The 18,796-nt window shown below is 70.8% G+C and carries 12 protein-coding genes; 7 read left to right on the forward strand and 5 right to left on the reverse strand.

Annotation, left to right across the window (positions count from 1 at the left end):
- Positions 1-12: 12 nt before the first annotated feature.
- Positions 13-1,527 carry an alpha-N-arabinofuranosidase gene (locus ACF07V_RS19755; RefSeq protein WP_392155763.1) on the reverse strand — a complete coding sequence of 505 codons (1,515 nt, stop codon included), beginning with the start codon at positions 1,525-1,527 and terminating at the stop codon, positions 13-15.
- 291 nt (positions 1,528-1,818) lie between these two features.
- On the opposite strand from ACF07V_RS19755, the gene ACF07V_RS19760 reads away from it, so the two are divergent.
- Positions 1,819-2,940, forward strand: a complete 1,122-nt coding sequence (locus tag ACF07V_RS19760) for a dispase autolysis-inducing protein (protein WP_392155765.1) — start codon at positions 1,819-1,821, stop codon at positions 2,938-2,940.
- A 242-nt stretch (positions 2,941-3,182) separates the two neighbouring features.
- On the opposite strand, the gene ACF07V_RS19765 is transcribed toward ACF07V_RS19760, so the two are convergent.
- Positions 3,183-6,095 carry a glycoside hydrolase family 48 protein gene (locus tag ACF07V_RS19765; RefSeq protein WP_392155766.1) on the reverse strand — a complete coding sequence of 971 codons (2,913 nt, stop codon included), beginning with the start codon at positions 6,093-6,095 and terminating at the stop codon, positions 3,183-3,185.
- Positions 6,096-6,366: 271 nt separating this feature from the next.
- Between ACF07V_RS19765 and ACF07V_RS19770 the strand changes: the two genes are divergently transcribed.
- Complete coding sequence (locus ACF07V_RS19770) at positions 6,367-7,938, forward strand: cellulase family glycosylhydrolase (protein ID WP_392155768.1); 1,572 nt, start codon at positions 6,367-6,369, stop codon at positions 7,936-7,938.
- Positions 7,939-7,954: 16 nt separating this feature from the next.
- Positions 7,955-9,709 (forward strand): glycoside hydrolase family 6 protein, encoded by a 1,755-nt coding sequence (locus ACF07V_RS19775; protein WP_392155770.1) that lies wholly within the window; start codon positions 7,955-7,957, stop codon positions 9,707-9,709.
- 115 nt (positions 9,710-9,824) lie between these two features.
- On the opposite strand, the gene ACF07V_RS19780 is transcribed toward ACF07V_RS19775, so the two are convergent.
- The 3 genes from ACF07V_RS19780 to ACF07V_RS19790 form a co-directional block, all read right to left on the reverse strand.
- A complete protein-coding gene (locus tag ACF07V_RS19780) occupies positions 9,825-10,775 on the reverse strand; it encodes a hypothetical protein (RefSeq protein WP_392155772.1) in 951 nt (316 codons plus the stop codon).
- Between the two features lie 50 nt (positions 10,776-10,825).
- Positions 10,826-12,301: an APC family permease gene (locus ACF07V_RS19785; protein ID WP_392156406.1), complete on the reverse strand. Its 1,476-nt coding sequence runs from the start codon at positions 12,299-12,301 to the stop codon at positions 10,826-10,828.
- A gap of 245 nt (positions 12,302-12,546) precedes the next feature.
- Positions 12,547-13,578: a LacI family DNA-binding transcriptional regulator gene (locus ACF07V_RS19790; RefSeq protein ID WP_392155773.1), complete on the reverse strand. Its 1,032-nt coding sequence runs from the start codon at positions 13,576-13,578 to the stop codon at positions 12,547-12,549.
- A gap of 355 nt (positions 13,579-13,933) precedes the next feature.
- Between ACF07V_RS19790 and ACF07V_RS19795 the strand changes: the two genes are divergently transcribed.
- The 4 genes from ACF07V_RS19795 to ACF07V_RS19810 all read left to right on the forward strand — a co-directional run bounded on the left by ACF07V_RS19795 (position 13,934) and on the right by ACF07V_RS19810 (position 18,755).
- Positions 13,934-15,283, forward strand: coding sequence for an ABC transporter substrate-binding protein (locus ACF07V_RS19795; protein WP_392155775.1), 1,350 nt, complete (start codon positions 13,934-13,936; stop codon positions 15,281-15,283).
- Positions 15,284-15,372: 89 nt separating this feature from the next.
- Positions 15,373-16,377, forward strand: a complete 1,005-nt coding sequence (locus ACF07V_RS19800) for a carbohydrate ABC transporter permease (protein ID WP_392155777.1) — start codon at positions 15,373-15,375, stop codon at positions 16,375-16,377.
- 4 nt (positions 16,378-16,381) lie between these two features.
- Positions 16,382-17,263, forward strand: a complete 882-nt coding sequence (locus tag ACF07V_RS19805; RefSeq protein ID WP_392155779.1) for a carbohydrate ABC transporter permease — start codon at positions 16,382-16,384, stop codon at positions 17,261-17,263.
- Positions 17,264-17,312: 49 nt separating this feature from the next.
- Entirely contained in the window at positions 17,313-18,755 is a 1,443-nt protein-coding gene (locus ACF07V_RS19810; protein ID WP_392155781.1) for a GH1 family beta-glucosidase, read from the forward strand.
- Positions 18,756-18,796 lie beyond the last annotated feature (41 nt).

Consider the following 18,796-nt stretch of genomic DNA (forward strand, 5'->3'; position numbering starts at 1 on the left):
CAGGAAGGAGGGTCAGACCAGCCGGACGACGTTCCAGGACATCGGCTCCAGGACCGCCCGCAGCACCCCGTCCTCGATGCGCGCGCCCTCGACCGCGTGCGGTGCGACCCGCTCCGGTTCGTCGAGGGTGTTCCGGGCCTCGGGGTCCGCGTCGGCGAGCGCACTGTGCTCCACGACCCGGCTCAGGTCAAGACCGCGCAGCGCCACCTCCAGGGGCAGGGGCGTGTTCCGGCCACGGTTGACGGCGAAGACCGTCACCGAGCCGTCCTCGCCGCGCACGGCCGTGGCGTGCAGCAGCGGAACGTCCCCGAAGCGGGCCGTCGGGTACGTCGGCGAGGCCACGCGCACGTCGAGCACGGCCCCCCGGCCGTACCGGGAGGCCTGGGCGAAGGGGAAGAACGTCGTCTGGCGCCAGGCGGGGCCGCCGGGCTCGGTCATGATCGGGGCGATCACGTTGACCAGTTGTGCGAGGCAGGCCACCGCGACCCGGTCGGCGTGGCGCAGCAGGGTGATCAGGAGGCTGCCGAAGACGACGGCGTCGGTGACGGTGTAGACGTCCTCCAGGAGGCGCGGGGCCTCCTGCCAGTCCTCCACCGGATGCGGGTTGGGCCGGCGCTGGTACCAGACGTTCCACTCGTCGAAGGAGAGGGTCAGCCTCCTGGCGGACTTCAGCCGGGCGCCCACGTGGTCGCAGGTGGCGACGACCTCCTCGATGAAGGCCTCCATGTCGACGGCGGAGGCGAGGAAGGAGTCGCGGTCGCCGTCGGTCTCCTCGTAGTAGGCGTGCAGGGAGACGTGGTCGACGACCTCGTACGTCTCCGCCAGGACGGTGGCCTCCCAGGCGGCGAAGGTCTCCATGCCGCGCGCCGAGCTGCCGCAGGCGACGAGTTCGAGCCCGGGGTCGATCTGGCGCAGGGCCCGTGCCGTCTGGGCGGCGAGCCGGCCGTACTCCTCCGCCGTCTTCTGGCCGGTCTGCCAGGCGCCGTCCATCTCGTTGCCGAGGCACCACAGGCGGATGCCGAAGGGATCCTTGTCGCCGTGGGCGATGCGCCGGTCGGAGAGTTCGGTGCCGCCGGGGTGGTTGGCGTACTCGACGAGGTCCATGGCCTCGGTGATGCCCCGGGTGCCGAGGTTGAGCGCCATCATCGGCTCGGCCTGCGGGCCGAGCTTCCGCAGGAAGGCCATGAACTCGCTCAGACCGAAGCGGTTGGTCTCGGTGGAGCGCCAGGCGACGTCGAGCCGGCGCGGCCGCTGTTCGACCGGGCCGACGCCGTCCTCCCAGCGGTGTCCGGAGACGAAGTTGCCGCCGGGGTAGCGGATCGCGGTGACGCCCAGCTCGCGGACGAGCTCCAGGACGTCGGTGCGCAGCCCGTCCTCGTCGGCGGCGGGGTGGCCGGGCTCGTGGAGGCCGGTGTAGACGCAGCGGCCCAGGTGCTCGACGAAGGAGCCGAAGAGGCGGGGATCGACGGGGCCGACGGTGAAGTCGGGGTCGAGGGTGAAGCGGGCGGCGGGCTCGGGAAGTGACATGCGCATCCCTCTCGTTCGAGACGTTCGAAATATCGACCAGCGGCCGTATGTCCGAACGAGAACGTAGGAGCGAAGCCATCCGCCGTCAATGGACCGGCGGACCGGCACTTCCGAGGCGCTCGCGTCACGCGGAATTCCTTTCGTATTCACCGGCTCCTCAAGGAGATCCTTCGTCAAGAAGCTTTCCGGTCAACAAACTTGGCAAATGATCATGCTGTCCAAGATCAACTTTCCTGGATAGAACAAGATCGACAAGCGCCTCGTGCGCCCCACCCCACAAGGGAGGCACCCATGAAGCGAGCCGGTACCGCCGTCATCACGGCCGCCGCCGCCATCACCCTCGCCCTGCCGTCCGCCGCCACCGCGGCCACCGCGGCCACGAGCACCGGCTGGACCGCCCCGACCTGCAACCGCGTCGTCGGCGACGGTGCGGTCACCTTCACCACGGACGGCGGAGCGAGCCTCGCCGGCACCACGGGCACGCTCAAGCCGGTCAGTTACACCCACGGCCTGGTCGCGCTCGGCGCCGCCGACACCCTCCTCGCCACCCGCAACAGCGAGCTCCAGCGCTCCACCGACGCGGGCTGCAGCTGGAACCACGTCGCGACACTGGGCGCGGACACGACGAAGCTCACGGCGGGCAGCGGCTCCCGCGCCTTCGTCTGGGAGCCGAACGGCGGCTACCTCGCCCGTGTCGACGGCGCCACCGTCACGCCCCTCACCGCTCCGGTCGCGGCCGTCATGGGCCTCGGCACGGACCCGGCCGACCCGAACCACGTCCGCCTCGCGGGCGCCGACGGCCGCCTGTACGACTCGCGGAACGCGGGCGCCACCTGGACCGTCACCGGCACCCCGGCCTTCCCCGAGGGCACCGGCGTCTACTCGGTCTCGTTCGACCCGGCCGACCCGGACCACGCCGTCGCCGGCGCCATGGTGCGCGGCGGCGCGGTGACCACCGACGGCGGCGCCACCTGGACCGCCTCCACCGGGCTGACCTCCGGCACGAACGCGAACCTCTTCTCGACGGCGTTCTCCCCCGCCGACCCGTCCGTCGTGCACGGCGTCGGCGTCGACCTCGCCGAGGCCGTCCCGGGCTCGGGCAACGAGGGCCGGCACCTGTACCGCTCGACCGACGGCGGCCGCACCTTCGTCAAGATCGTCGACGACACGGCGGAGCACAAGCTGACCAACAGCACCCTCCTCGCCCCCAGCCCGACCGACCCGAACGTGCTCCACTTCGAGTACGGCACGTACTTCATGGGCTACGGCACCGATCTCTTCCGGTACGACGCGGCCACGGGCGCGGTGACCAAGACGCACAACGCCTTCGACGGCGTCTCCGCCATCGCCTTCAACCCCGTCCGGCCCTCGGTGATGTACCTGGGCGTGGAGGAGGTCGGCACCCCGAGCTGACGGTCCCGTCGTCTCGGCACCCCGAGCTGACGGTCCCGTCGTCTCAGCACCCGAGCTGACGGTCCCGTCGTCTCGGCACCCCGAGCTGAGGGTCCCGTCGTCTCGGCACCCCGAGCTGAGGGTCCCGTCGTCTCGGCACCCGAACCGACGGTCCCGTCGTGCCCGAAGGCCGGGCGGACCCCCGGGAAAGGGGGGCCGCCCGGCCTCGTCGTACGCGGAGCCCGCTCTCGCGGGGCGGGCCGTTATTCGAGCAGCTCCGCGTACGAGCCCATGGCCAGGGCGATGTCCGCCTGGGCCCAGAACCGGTGGTACGTGAAGACGGGGGCGGCGCCGCCCGCCAGGTAGGCCTCGACCTTCGGCCAGGCCGGGTCGTCCTTGTAGAAGGAACGGATCGAGGCGAAGGTCGACGAGGAGTTCACCGCGTCGCCGTTCGGCATGGTGCCGGTCCAGCCGCTCGGCACGTACACGGGGTCGTCGAAGCGGTTGTAGTCGGCGCGGGTCTCCGGGACGGCGATGCCGAGCGCGTCCTGGTGGTGGTCCCACATGCCGTCGAGGAGGGCCTTGGCGACGCGCTTGGCCTCGGCGTGCCCCGACTTGGCGGCGTAGTAGGTGAGCGTCTTGGCGTAGGCGGCGGCGACGCCGACGTCGTCGGTGTAGTCGGCGACGGTGACGTGGAGTCCGGCGTTGGCGCCGGGGCTCGCCGCGTTCCAGGTGTCGGGCGCGCCGGTCCATTGGAGGGTGGACGGGATCCGGTAGGTGCCGTCGGGGTTGATCGTGGTCTTCGACAGCGCCCAGGAGACCCACTTGTCCAGGACCGCCTTCGCCTTGGCGTCACCGGTCTGCTGGTAGTACTCGGCGACCCGCTCCATGGACCAGGCCTGGAAGCCGAACCACTGGTTGGACGCCGGGTCGTGGTAGACGGGCTGCTCGTCGTAGTACATGCCGTGGAAGGTGGGGGTGCCGGCCGGCGGGGTGGCGTACCGCCCCTGCCAGCTGTTGGTGGCGCCGCCCGCGATGGCCCCCTCGTCGGACTGGAGCCAGCGGTAGAACTCCAGCTGCCGGCCGAGGCTGGTCGCCCAGTCCGCCTGGCCCGTCACCGACTTGGGCTTGAGCGGGGCGTAGGAGCTGAGGGCGTAGGCGGCGAGGGGGTTCTGGTAGCCGCTGTGGTTGTGGCTGGAGCCGATGCGCCAGGACCAGCCCGCGGAGGTGTCGGTGGCGCCGCCCCAGGCGTAGTACCAGGACAGCAGGTAGTGGGCGCTGTCCTTGCCGGTGCCGGCCGGGCAGGCGGTCGGTCCGACGCAGTTCCCGATCTTCTTGAAGTACTTGTCGAACATCGCGTACCGCAGGTAGTCGCCCATCTTGGCGGCCTTGCCGACGGTCGTGGCGACCTGGGAGCCCTTGCCCTGCTGCTTGGCCCAGAGGTCGGCCCAGTAGGCGGCCTGGACGGCGCGGGCGTCGGCGTCGGGGGCGTCGGTGTACTTCCACTGCTTGGCGTAGGAGGAGTCCCCGGTGAAGAGGTCCAGGTAGCCGTTCTTCCCGCCGAAGGAGAAGTTGTCGCAGGTGGGGTGGGTGACGGTCTCCCAGACGGACTCCTGCGGGCCGCGCTGGAAGGTGTTGATGTACGAGGGGCCGGTCGCCGTCGGTCCGGCGGAGCACTTCCCCGGCTCGTTGCCGAAGCCGTAGACGTTGTCGACGTCCTGGATCCAGTGCATGCCGTAGACGTCGTCGGTGCCGTAGGCGCTCTTCAGCTCACCGGCGATCGGGTCGATGCCGGAGGTGACGCCGGAGTCGAGCTTCGCCGGGTACTGGGAGGGGAGGTCCCACTCGGGGGCGTACGTGGCGGGCTTGGAGGCGTTGTAGGAGGAGGTGGTGGGCTGGTCGGCGTGGGTGGGGATCATGAATTTCTCCATGGTGTCCCAGGCGCCGTTGAACTTGGTCCAGTCGCCGGTGATCTTGCCGTACATGGCCTGGAGCCAGATGAGGTAGCTGTACGCCTCCGAGGTCGTCTCGTGCCCGTGGTCGGGGGCCTCGACGATCAGGGTCTCCACGGAGTGGTACGGGATGCCCTCGGGCGAGAAGTAGCCGTTGGCCGGGTTGGTGATCTTCCCGTGGAGGTCGAGGAAGCGGGCGTCGTACGTGGAGTTCGCGGCCAGCTGGGCGACGGTGACCTCGGCCTTGGCGTGACCGGGGGCGGTCGCGGTGAAGACGGCGGAGCCGGTGCCGGTGGCCGCGGCGGCGACGGTCACCTTCTGGGCGGTGTTCCAGTTCGCCGGGGTGAAGGTGAGGGTGGCCGGGGTCGCGGTGAGGCTGGTGTTGCCGGAGGTACGGGCGACGCTCACCGTGACGTTGGTGGTGGGGGCGGTGGAGAGCTTCAGGTCGAACGTGCCGGTGCCGCCCTGCCGTACGCCGAGCTGGCTCGGGGAGGCGACGAGCGCGGGTCCGGCGGCGACCGTGATGCCGACGGGCGCCGACTCGGCGGAGGCACCGAGCGTGTCGTAGGCCTTGGCGTAGAGCGAGTGGGCACCGGCGGCGAGACCGGCCGCGCTGTAGGTGAAGGGCGCGGTGGTGTCGGTGCCCAGGAGGGTCGTGTCGCTGTAGAACTCCACCTTGTTCACGGTGGCGCTGTCGGCCGCGGCGGCGGTGGCGGCGAGCGGCACCGCGTCGCCCTCGGTGTACACGGCCCCGGCGGCCGGGCTGGTCAGGACCGCGACCGGGGGCTGATGGGCGCCGGCACAGGTGGTGCCGTTGACGGCGAAGCCGGTCGGGGCGGCGTTGGTCCCGCTGTAGGTGAACTGGGCGCCGGTGGTGGTGGCGGCGCCCGCGGCGAGGGTGCCGTTCCAGGACGCGTTGGTCACCGTGACGTTCTTGCCGGACTGCGACCAGACGCCGCTCCAGCCGTTGGTGAGCTTCTGGTCGCCGGCGTAGGAGTACGTGAGCGTCCAGCCGTTCAGGGGCTCGGCTGCCCGGTTGGTGAGCGTGAGTTCGGCGGTGAAGCCCGAACCCCAGTCGTTGGTCCTGTAGTCGACGCTGCACTGGACGGCGGCGGCCTGGGCGGTGGTGGCGCCGACGGCGGTGAGGCCGAGGGGGAGGGAGAGCGCGGCGGCCAGGGCGGTCAGTTGCCGGCGCGGGCGCGTTCTCGGGCGGAGTCGTGCCATGGGGTGGTTCTCCTCGCGGCTCGGGAGGTGGGGATGCGAAGAGCTCGAAGTGCGACGGTCAAGCTGTGAACCAGTGGGAGCGCTCCCACTGTGCAGTTGGGGCCCCACGCCGTCAAGGTGTGTGAGGAAGTCGAAGCCAAAAGCCGGGGAATTTACCCAACTCCTCTTTTCCTTGGCACCAGTTGACGCTACGGTCTGCCCGACCCAGTGGGAGCGATTCCATCCAGTCGGCACACCGTCAGGGGTGTGCCCTCGCTGTGAGGACTCGCTCATGCGACATCCCCCACGCCTTTCCGCGCTGCTCGCAGGAGCGGCGCTCACGACGGCGAGCACCGCTCTCGCCGTCATGGGTACGGCCGCCGGAGCCTCGGCCGCACCCGCCTGCACCGTGGAGTACTCGGTCGTCGGCCAGTGGGCCGGCGGCTACCAGGGTGCCGTGACCCTCACCAACAACAGTGCACCGCTGACCAGTTGGAGCCTCGGCTTCGACTTCCCGGCCGGCCAGGTGGTCAGTCAGGGCTGGGGCGGCAAGTGGTCCCAGTCCGGGGCGTCCGTCACGGTCGTCAACGAGAGCTGGAACGGCGCTCTCGGTACCGGCGCGAAGGTCTCGGGCGGCTTCATCGCCTCCTGGACGGGCGCCAACACGGCACCCACCGCGTTCACGCTCAACGGCACGCCGTGCAATACGGACGGGCCGACACCGACCCCCACCCCGACCACCCCGACGACCCCGACCACCCCCACGACGCCACCCCCTACACCCCCGACCACGCCTCCCACCACGCCTCCGACCACGCCCCCGACGACAACACCCCCGACCCCCGTCACCGGCGCACCCGAACTGACCGTCACCGGCAACAGGTTCACCGACCAGAACGGCGCCACCCGCCGGCTCCTCGGTGTCAACCGCTCCGGCGGCGAGTTCATGTGCGTCCAGGGCTACGGCATCTGGGACGGCCCCGTCGACGACGCCTCCGTCGGGGCGATCGCCGACTGGAAGGCCAACACCGTCCGCATCCCCCTCAACGAGGAGTGCTGGCTCGGCCTCGACAACATCAAGGCCGAGTACCGCGGCGCGAACTACATCGCCGCCGTGAAGGACCTGGTGGCCAAGGTGCTCGCCCACGGCATGACCCCCGTGGTCGAACTGCACTGGACCCACGGCCAGTACACCGGGAACTCGTCCGGCTGCTCCGACGTGCACGCCTCCTGCCAGAAACCGATGCCGGACGCCCAGTACACCCCGGCGTTCTGGACCTCGGTCGCGAACACCTTCAAGAACGACAGACGGGTCGTCTTCGACCTGTTCAACGAGCCCTACCCGGACCGGGCGACCTCCACCGCGGCGCAGGCCTGGACCTGCTGGCGCGACGGCGGCAGCTGCCCCGGCATCGGCTACGAGGTCGCCGGCATGCAGGACCTGGTGGACGCCGTCCGCGCCACGGGGGCGAAGAACCTCGTCCTCGTCCCGGGCCTGGCGTACTCCAACGACCTGAGCCAGTGGCTCACGTACCGCCCCACGGACCCGGCGGGCAATCTGGCCGCCGCCTGGCACGTCTACAACTTCAACACCTGTTCCGACGAGACGTGCTGGAACACCACCCTCGCCCCGGTGGCCGCTCAAGTGCCCCTCCTCGCGGGCGAGATCGGCGAGAACACCTGCGGCCACGCGTTCGTCGACCGCGTCATGAAGTGGTTCGACGACCGCGGCCTCTCGTACCTGGGCTGGACCTGGAACACCTGGAACTGCGCCTCGGGGCCCGCGCTGATCACTTCGTACGACGGGACCCCCACCGCGTTCGGCATCGGGCTGCGCGACCACCTGCGCGCCCTCACCTCCTGAGAGGAACCCCCACCCCATGAGCCGCACCAGCCGTACCGCCCTCCTGGCGGCCCTCGGTCTCATCACCGCGACGGGAGCCACCGCCACGGTCTTCGGCACCACCGCCGGAGCAGCCACACCGGGCTGCAAGGTCGACTACAGCATCACCAACCAGTGGAACACCGGCTTCGGCGCCAACGTCGTCGTCACGAACACCGGCGACCCGACGTCGGCGTGGACCCTGGAGTGGACCTACGCCGGCAGCCAGCAGGTCACCCAGGGCTGGAACGCCACCATCACGCAGTCCGGGGCCGCAGTCACCGCCAGGAGCATGTCGTACAACGGCGCGCTGGCGACCGGTGGTTCGACGTCCTTCGGCTTCAACGGTTCCTACAGCGGCACCAACGCCGTGCCGGCCACCTTCAAGCTGAACGGCGTCACCTGCAACACCGCCACGCAGCCGACCGACCCCCCGACCACTCCGCCCACCACCCCGCCCACCACTCCTCCGACGACCCCGCCGACGACACCTCCGGCCGGGACCAAGGTGGACAACCCGTACGCCGGCGCCAAGGTGTACGTGAACCCCGAGTGGTCCGCGAAGGCGGCGGCCGAGCCCGGCGGCACCAAGGTCTCCGGCCAGCCCACCGGCGTCTGGCTGGACCGGATCGCCGCGATCAACGGTTCGGGCACCTCCATGGGCCTGCGCGCCCACCTCGACGAGGCCCTGAAGCAGAAGGGCTCCGGCGAGCTCGTCGTCCAGCTGGTCATCTACGACCTGCCCGGCCGCGACTGCGCCGCGCTCGCCTCCAACGGCGAGCTCGGCCCGACGGAGATCGGCCGCTACAAGACCGAGTACATCGACCCGATCGCCGCGATCCTCGCCGACTCCAAGTACGCGGGGCTCCGCATCGTCACCACCGTCGAGATCGACTCGCTGCCCAACCTGGTCACCAACGTCTCCGGGCGTCCCACGGCCACCGCCAACTGCGACGTCATGAAGGCGAACGGCAACTACATCACCGGCGTCGGCTACGCGCTCAAGAAGTTCGGCGCGATCGGCAACGTCTACAACTACATCGACGCCGGCCACCACGGCTGGCTGGGCTGGGACGACAACTTCGGCCCGTCCGCCGAGCTCTTCAGGACGGCCGCCACGGCCGAGGGCTCGACCCTCTCCAACGTGCACGGCTTCATCGTCAACACCGCCAACTACAGCGCGCTGAAGGAGAACAACTTCACCATCGACGACAGCGTCAACGGGGTCTCCGTGCGCCAGTCCAAGTGGGTCGACTGGAACCGCTACACCGACGAGCTGTCCTACGCCCAGGCCATGCGCGCCAAGCTGGTCTCGATCGGCTTCGACAGCAACCTCGGGATGCTGATCGACACCTCCCGCAACGGCTGGGGCGGCACCGCCCGGCCCACCGGTCCGGGCGCGACGACCAGCGTCGACACCTACGTGAACGGCGGACGCTACGACCGGCGCATCCACCTCGGCAACTGGTGCAACCAGTCCGGTGCGGGCCTCGGCGAACGGCCCCAGGCGGCTCCCGCCGCGGGCATCGACGCGTACGTCTGGATGAAGCCCCCGGGCGAGTCCGACGGCGCCTCCAAGGAGATCCCGAACACCGAGGGCAAGGGCTTCGACCGGATGTGCGACCCGACGTACACGGGCAACGCCCGTAACGGGAACAGCATGTCGGGCGCGCTGCCGGACGCCCCGCTCTCGGGCCAGTGGTTCTCGGCCCAGTTCCAGGAGCTCCTGAAGAACGCCTACCCGGCGCTGTAGCACCCGCCCCGGCACCGGAGCGACCCCACGGGATCCGGCCCGTGGGGTCGTCGGCACGCGTGCGGCCCGAGGGGGTGACGCTGTCGGGGATCTCTCCTCACGAGGGGGAGGCGAGTCACGAGGGGGAGGCGAGCGCCGCGTCGCGCCAGAAGACGAACAGTTCCTCCGGGTCGCCGGCACACGACCACGGTACCCTGGTCGCCCGGTTGTCCAGCGTCCGGAAGACGTCGGCCGCCTCCCGCTTCATGCCGGCGCGGACGAGCCCGTGGGCCAGGTGGTTGAGGTCGGCGACGTCCTGCGCGTACACCCTCGTCCGGGCGGCGATCCAGGTGTCCAGGACGACGCGGAGATCCCGCTGGGCGCTCTCGCCGTTCCAGTGGTACGTCAGACCGATGGCGGTGCGGCCCTCCGTCTCCGTCCGGTGGGTGTACTCCTCCGAGCGCGCCACCAGCGGCAGCACCACGAGCGGTGAGCCCGCCGGCGCGTAACCTGCCACGTCCCAGGCGAAGTTGGCAGCCTGTCCGTGGGACCCGTGCCAGCGGGCGGAGAGATGGCGCAGCGCCTGGTGATGGCCTTCGCGGTGGTACGGGTCCCGGGCCAGGAGCTCCTTCCACCAGGACCCCATGTGCGGGTGGCCGCCCTCGTACAGCCGGCCCAGCGAGATCAGCGAGACCCAGGGCTGCGGGTCGGCGGGGGCCAGCTCGGACGCCTGGAGGCAGAGCCGCGTCACCCGGTCCAGGCTGTCCCCCGGCGGAGACGTACCGGCGCGTGCGGCCGCGAACATCCGCATCACCTCGGTCTCCGCGCGCAGCACGGCGGCGTCCGGGTTTCCGGGCTCGGACGCGTGCCAGACGTCCACGGTGCGCCGCCCGGCGGCGGAGTCGGCGAGCAGCCGGACCCGGTGCGAGCGGCGGTCCCAGTCGTCGCGTGGCTGCTCGGCGAGCAGGTCGCGGGCGCCCTCCCAGCGGCCCATCAGCATGTCTTCGCAGCCGTCGGCGAGGGCGCGGTCGCCGAAGGTCCGGTCGTAGACGGGTCTTCCAGAACTGCGGCGCAGCCAGGCTGACATGGACGTGCTCCTCGCGGGTCGGTTCGGAATCCGGAGCTCGGGGCCTGAGCTCAGAAGTCGGAGAGGACGTCGTCCCGCCGCGCGGATCCGGCGTACGCCGCATCCGGTCCGGGACCTGCGTGGAACTCGCCCCCGGCATCGGCCTGTTCAGGATGCACGGCCAGGGAGGACAGCGGCCTCGGCCGGTAGTACGAACCGCCCCGGAACCACGAGGAGAACATCGGCAGCAGTCCGAGCGCCAGGGCGCCGAGACCGGTACCGAGTGCCTGCGCGCCGAGTTCCGGGAGCGACTGGGCGAAGATCCAGATCATGAACAGTGCTCCGCCGAGCGGCCAGAGTCCCATGAAGACGAGATTGCCCAGGGACCTGAACAGGACCTTCCGGTAGGCGACGACGACGGAGAGTCCGGCGAGCGCGTAGTAGAAGGCGATGTGCAGGCCGACGCCGCCGACCGCGTTCTCGATGAACTCCGCACCCGAGCCCGCCGTCGTGGAGGCGACGATGAGGACGACCGCGACGGACGCCACGGCGAGGGTGGCCACCCAGGGTGTCCGCCACTCGGCGTGGGTGCGGCCGAAGGCGCGGGGCATCGTGCGGTCGCGGCCCATGGCGAAGAGCGTCCGGGTGGCCTGGATCAGGGTGGTCTCCAGTGTGGCGACGGTGGACAGCATGACCGCCAGGGCGAGCAGGCGACCGCCCCAGCCCGGCCAGATGGACTCGCCGAGCGCGGAGAGGTAACCGGCCGGGTCGTCCGCGATCGCCGCGGGCCCGAGGACGGAGATCGCGGAGACCGTGAAGAGCACGAAGACCGCGCACGTGAGCACGACGCCGATCAGGCCGCCGAGTCCGGAGGCGCGCCGGCTGTCGCGGGTCTCCTCGCTGAGGTTGCTGGTGACGTCCCAGCCCCAGTAGGTGACTCCGGCGATCAGGGCTCCCGCGACGAAGGTGTGCGAGGCGTCGAAGTGGCTGAAGCCGAGCCAGGAGAGGGAGAACGCCGCGGCCCTGTCGTCCGCGAGCAGGCCGGCGACGGCGAAGACCAGCAGCAGGGCGAGCTGTACGGCGCCGAGGACGGTGCGGGCGAGGCTGCCGATCCGGCTGCCGCGCGCGGCCACGAAGGCCATCAGCAGGAACCAGCCGACGCCGACGGCGGTGGCGAGCCCGGTCTCGCGCGCCAGGCCGGGGGCGATGAGCGAGAGCGTCGCGCCGCCGGCCGGCACGGTCGCGGAGACGAGGAAGACCGTGGCCGAGCAGACCACGGCCCATCCGCTCAGGAATCCGAGGAAGGGGTGGAGGGAGCGGGCGACCCAGCTGTACGAGGCGCCCGCGTTGACGTCGAGCCGGCCGAGGTGACGGAAGGCCAGGGCGATACCCACCATCGGGATCGCGCAGTACAGCAGTACGGCAGGGGCGGCGAAGCCGGCGGCGGCGATGACGAGGGGGACGATTCCGGCCACGGTGTACGCCGGTCCGCACCCCACGATCGCCATCACCACGGAATCGAACGTGCCCAGGGCGTCGGCCCGCAGGCCACCGCCCCCCTCGCTACGGGGCCTGTTGCTCAACGATCGCGCCTCTCCGGAGAAGGAAGTACGGGGGCTGACCGTCTTCTTTCGGCCAGTTGCACGAGATCTTCCTCAACCATCCGGAAATGCACAAGCCGCAGAACGCGATTTCGGTTGATCGGTCGACGGCCAGACGCTCGTTTCCTCCTCCGTGTTGCTTGACAGCTTCGGATTTCGTTGTTTCCGGGCCGTTCGGCAACGCCGATGCCTCATGACTCCCGCACGATCAGCTCCGTCGGCAGCACATGCCGGCGCGGCTCCACCGGGGCGGTCACCGCGCTCTCGTGGATCTCCTGGATCAGCATCCGCGCCATCGTGCGGCCCATCTCCTCGATGGGCTGCCGCACGCTCGTCAGCGGCGGGTCCATGAGCCGCGCCACCGGCGAGTCGTCGACACCGACGAGCGCGACGTCCCCGGGAACCCGGCGGCCCGCCTCCCGCAGCGCACCGCGCGCGCCGGCCGCCATCACGTCCGAGGCGACGAAGACGGCGTCCAGGTCGGGCCTGCGGTCCAGGAGCTCCCGCATGGCCCGCCGGCCGCCGTCCTCGGTGAAGTCGCCGGCCGACACCAGGGTCTCGTCGGTCGGGAGTCCGGCCTCCGTGAGACCGGCCCGGTAGCCGCCGAGCCGGGCCCGGGCCACGTACATGTCGAGGGGTCCGGTGACGGTCGCGATACGGCTCCGGCCGCGCCCCACCAGATGGGCGACGGCCGCGCGTCCGGCGCCGATGTTGTCGGAGTCGACGTACGGCACGGGCTCGGCCTCCGTGCGGCGGCCGTTCATCACGACCGGGAGGCCGAGTTCCCTGATGCGGTCGGGCAGCGGGTCGTCGCCGTGGACCGAGGCGAGCAGCACCCCGTCGACGCGCTGGGCGGCGAGGTACTGCTCGAAGCGCTGCCGCTCCTGCTCGCTGCGGACCAGGGTGAGCAGCAACTGCTTGTCGGCCTCGGCGAGTTCGGCGCTGACTCCGCGGATGAGGTCGAGGAAGTAGGGCTCGGCGAAGAGCCGGGCCTCGGCCTCGGGGATGACGAGCGCGATGGCGTCGGTGCGGCTGCCGGCCAGCGCGCGGGCGGCCTGGTTGGGGACGTAGCCGAGTTCGGCGACGGCTCGGGCGACGGCCGTTCTGGTCTGATCGCTCACCCGGGGGGAACCGTTGATCACCCGGGAGACCGTGCCCCGGCCGACCCCGGCCCTGGCCGCGACCTGTTCCAGGGTGGGTCTGCCGCTCTGCCGTCCGTTCACGACCGCCGAACTCCCCTCGTAGACAACGCGCCGCTCGCCCTGGGCATCACCCTATGGGAGCGCTCCCACACTAGCCCACACGGGCCGTCCACACCACGAGCATGTGTTCAGGAGATGACGACCCGGCAGTCGCGGGGCGCCGCGAAACCGCCGGAAAACCTTCCGGTAACGAATCCGCGTTCATGTCTTGACACTCACACCCGCCAGGCAGCAACCTTCCGGCAACGACGTGGGAGCGCTCCCATCAGGGCGCGACACAGCCCTGCATCAGGTCCTGGCAGGCGCCGCCGAGCCGCGATCAGCCGGCCGGGCCTCTTGGCGCACAAAGAGCACCACCTTGGACGAGGAGAGTGGAATGCGCACTTCCAGCAGCAGACGCGGACGCCGTGCGGCGATCGCGGCGGTCGCCGTCGTCGTGACCGGCACGACCCTGCTCACCGGTTGCGGCAGCGACGACGACGGCGGCAAGGGCGGCGCGAGCGGCCAGGGCTCCGGGAAGATCACGCTGCGGATCGGGACCTTCGGTTCCTTCGGCTACGACAACAAGACCGGCGCCAAGCTCTACGCCGAGTACGAGCGGCTCCACCCGAACATCAAGATCGAGGAGTCGAACGTCTCCGACGGCCAGAAGTACTGGGACACGCTGAAGCTGCGCCTCGCCCAGAACAGCGGCGTCGCCGACATCCAGGCCGTCGAGGTGGGCTACATCGCCGAGGCGACCGGCACGGCCATGGCGAACAAGTGGGTCGACCTGGGCAAGGAGGGCGGCGCGAACCTCGGCGACTTCCTCGACTGGAAGGTCAAGCAGGCGACGACGGCCGACGGGAAGACCATCGGCCTCGGCACCGACATCGGCCCCATGGCCATCTGCTACAACAAGGACCTCTTCGCCAAGGCCAAGCTGCCCACCACCCGCGAGGAAGTCGCCAAGCTGTGGGCCGGCGACTGGTCCAAGTTCATCGAGACCGGCGAGAAGTACAAGGCGGCGGCCCCCGCCGGCACCGCCTTCCACGACTCCGCGAGCGGCCTGTTCAACGCCGTCGTCTCCAGCGACCCGGTGCAGTACGCCAACGCGAGCGGCGAGCTCGACTGGGAGAACAGCCCCGGCGTGAAGAACGCCTGGGAGACCGCGGTGAAGGCGGCCCAGGGCGGACTCACCGCCAAGCTGCGCCAGTTCGACGAGAAGGGCACCTGGAACGCCGCCTTCAAGAACTCGAAGTTCGCCACGGTCGCCTGCCCGAGCTGGATGACCGGCATCATCAAGGACCAGGCCGGTCCCGCCAACCAGGGCAAGTGGGACATCGCCGCGCCGCCGGTCGCCGGCAACTGGGGCGGCTCCTTCCTCGCCGTGCCGAAGGCCGGCAAGCACATCAAGGAGGCCGCCGAGCTCGCCGCCTGGCTGACCGCCCCCGCGCAGCACGCCAAGGTGTTCGCGGTGAACGGCAACATCCCCTCGTCCAAGGACACGCTCCTCTCCTCGGCGGTCCAGGAGGCGAAGCTGCCGTACTTCGGCGACACCCCGGTCGGCAAGATCTTCGCCGGCGCGGCGGCCGGCATCACCCCCGCCACCATCAGCCGCTACGACGGCCAGGTGAAGACCTTCCTCACCGACAACGGCATCCTCGACATCGAGCAGCGCGGCACCGACCCGGCCAAGGCCTGGGAGAACGTCAAGAAGCTGGTCGACGACAAGATCGACCAGTAGCGGGGGCGCCTGCCGGTCCGCCGCCGCCCGCGTGCGGCGGACCGGCACCGTCCGCACCACCGCACGCATCGACCTGGAAGGACGCCCCCGTGGCCACCTCCGTCCGGGCGGGGCGGGCCGGCTCCCCGCCGCCCGCCGCACCGCCCTCCTCCCCCGGCTCCCGGCGCCGCCCCTCCTCCCCGGGCGGCCTGCGCAGCACGCTCTACCGCTGGGACATCAAGGCGATCCCGTACGTCTTCATCGCCCCCTTCTTCCTCACCTTCGCCGCCTTCGGCCTCTTCCCGCTGATCTACACCGGCTGGCTCTCGCTGAACCGGGTCGAGCTCGGCGGGGACCCGACGTGGAAGGGCCTGGAGAACTACACCGACCTCGCCACCAGCGAGTTCTTCTGGAACGCGCTGCTCAACACCTTCACCATCGGAGTGATCTCGACCGTTCCGCAGCTGCTCATGGCCCTGGGCCTGGCGCACCTGCTCAACTACAAGCTCCGCGGCCGGGGCTTCTTCCGGGTCGCGATCCTCGCCCCGTACGCCACCTCGATCGCGGCGGCGACCCTGGTCTTCGCCCAGCTGTTCAACACCGACTACGGCATGATCAACGGCCTGCTCGGCTGGATCGGCGTCGGCCCGGTGGACTGGGAGTCGTCCAAGTGGCCGGCGCAGATCGCGATCTCGGCGATCGTCACCTGGCGCTGGACCGGCTACAACGCGCTGATCTACCTGGCCGCGATGCAGGCCGTGCCGCAGGACCTGTACGAGGCGGCCTCGCTCGACGGGGCCTCGCGGTGGCGGCAGTTCATCAGCGTCACCATCCCGTCGATCCGGCCGACGATCCTCTTCACGATCATCGTCTCCACCATCGGCGCGACCCAGCTGTTCGGCGAGCCGATGCTCTTCGGCGGCAGCGTCGGGATCAGCGGCGGCAGCGGCAACCAGTTCCAGACGCTGAGTCTGCTGATGTACGAGAAGGGCTGGGTGACCGGCGCCCTCGGGCAGGCCTCCGCGATCGCCTGGGTCATGCTCCTGCTGCTCCTCCTGATCGGCGGCGTCCAGGCGCTCGTCTCCCGCCACAACCGCAAGAAGCTGGGGGGATGACCTCATGGCCCGCACACTCGCATCACCCCCGCCCGCACGCCGGTTCGGGCAGTCCGCCGGCCGGCAGCACCACGCGGGTCCGCTGACGTACGTCCTGCTCGTCCTCGCCGCCTTCGTCTCGCTCTTCCCGCTGTACTGGAACGTGGTCGCCGCCTCCCACACCGGCGAGCGGGTCGTGGAGGCCCCGGCGCCGCTGCTGCCCGGCAAGCGGCTCCTGGACAACCTCAGCTTCGCCTGGAACCAGGTCGACATGGGCGAGGCCCTGGTCAACACCACGGTCGTGGCGAGCCTGGTGGCGCTGTCCACCGTGCTGTTCTCGACGCTCGCCGGCTTCGCCTTCGCCAGACTGCCCTTCCGCGGCCGCGGGATGCTGCTCTCGCTGGTGGTCGCCACGATGACGATCCCGCCGCAGCTCAGCGTGATCCCGCTGTACCAGATCATCACGGACCTCGGCTGGTTCGATCAGCTCCAGTCGGTCGTGCTGCCCTCGCTCGTCGCCGCCTTCGGCGTGTTCTTCATGCGGCAGTTCCTGGTGGAGGCGCTGCCGGTGGAGCTGGTGGAGGCGGCCCGGATGGACGGGGCGCACAGCCTGCGGATCATCTGGCACGTGGTCTTCCCGGTGGCCAGGCCCGCCATGGCGGTGCTCGGCATGCTGGTCTTCGTCCAGGCGTGGAACGACTTCTTCTGGCCCTTCATCGCGCTCACCCCGGACGGCAACCCCACCCTTCAGGTGGCGCTCGCCGGCCTCGGCGCGGGCAACCACACCGTGGACCACGCCGTGGTGCTGACCGGCGCCCTGATCTCCACCGTGCCGCTGCTGCTCGTCTTCGCCTTCCTCGGCAAGCACATCGTCGGCGGCATCACCGCCGGCGCCGTGAAGAGCTGACCGGCCGCTCAACTCCGTCACCCCGTACCCGTGTTGGGAGCCCCCTCCTATGACCGCGCCCGAATCCCGGCCGCTCACCGCCGTCCGCTCGTTCCCCGCCGACTTCCTGTGGGGCGCCGCCACCGCCGCGTACCAGATCGAGGGAGCGGCGGCGGAGCACGGCCGCACCCCCTCCATCTGGGACACCTTCTCGCACACCCCCGGCAAGGTCTTCGAGGGCCACACCGGCGACGTGGCCGTGGACCACTACCACCGGTTCCGCGAGGACGTGGCGATCATGGCCGAACTCGGCCTGAACGCCTACCGGTTCTCCGTCTCCTGGTCCCGCGTCCAGCCCACCGGCCGGGGCCCGGCCGTCCAGCAGGGCCTCGATTTCTACCGTCGGCTCGTGGACGAGCTGCTCGCCGCCGGGATCGAGCCGGCGCTGACCCTCTACCACTGGGATCTGCCGCAGGAGTTGGAGGACGCGGGCGGCTGGCCGGAGCGGGCGACCGCCGAGCGGTTCGCCGAGTACGCGGGGATCGTCGCGGACGCCGTCGGCGACCGGGTGAAGCGGTGGACGACCCTCAACGAGCCCTGGTGCAGCGCCTTCCTGGGGTACGGCTCCGGGGTGCACGCCCCCGGCCGCACCGATCCGGTGGCCTCGCTGCGCGCCGCCCACCACCTCAACCTCGGGCACGGTCTGGCGGTCCAGGCGCTGCGTGCCTCGCTTCCGGCGGACCGGCAGCTCGCGGTCTCGCTCAATCTGCACGAGATCCGTCCGCTGACCGGTTCTGCGGAGGACCTGGAGGCGGCGCGCCGCATCGACGCCGTCGGCAACCGGGTCTGGCTGGGCCCGATGCTGGAGGGCGCCTACCCGGAGGACCTGCTCGCCGACACGGCGCACCTGACCGACTGGTCCTTCGTCCGGGACGGCGACACCGCGGCGGCGAACCAGCCGCTGGACCTCCTCGCGATCAACTACTACACGCCGACGGTCGTTTCGCACGTGCCGGAGGGCGCGGAGAAGCCGCAGGACGACGGTCACGGGCACAGCGAGCACTCGCCGTGGCCCGGCGCGGACGCGGTCGCCTTCCACCGCGGGCCGGGCGAGCCGACGGCGATGGGCTGGGCGGTCGAGCCGGGCGCGCTGTACGACCTGCTGACCCGGGTCTCCGCCACGTACCCCGGACTCCCGCTGGTGATCAGCGAGAACGGGGCGGCGTACGAGGACGTCGTCGGCCCGGACGGTTCGGTGCACGACCCGGAGCGCGCCGCCTATGTGCACGCACATCTGGAGGCGGTGCACCGGGCCCTGTCGGACGGGGTGGACGTGCGCGGGTACTTCCTCTGGTCGCTGCTCGACAACTTCGAGTGGGCGTACGGCTACGCGAAGCGGTTCGGCGCGGTGCGGGTGGACTACGACACCCTGGAGCGCACGCCGAAGTCGAGCGCCCGCTGGTACGCGCGGGTGGCGCGCTCGGGCGAGCTGCACGCGCCCGAAGGGGACTGACGCGCTACGTGCGGAAGGGCCGTGCCGGTCGCCGGCACGGC

The sequence above is a fragment of the Streptomyces sp. NPDC015661 genome (assembly GCF_043077765.1).
In the GTDB taxonomy this organism is placed as follows: Bacteria; Actinomycetota; Actinomycetes; order Streptomycetales; family Streptomycetaceae; genus Streptomyces.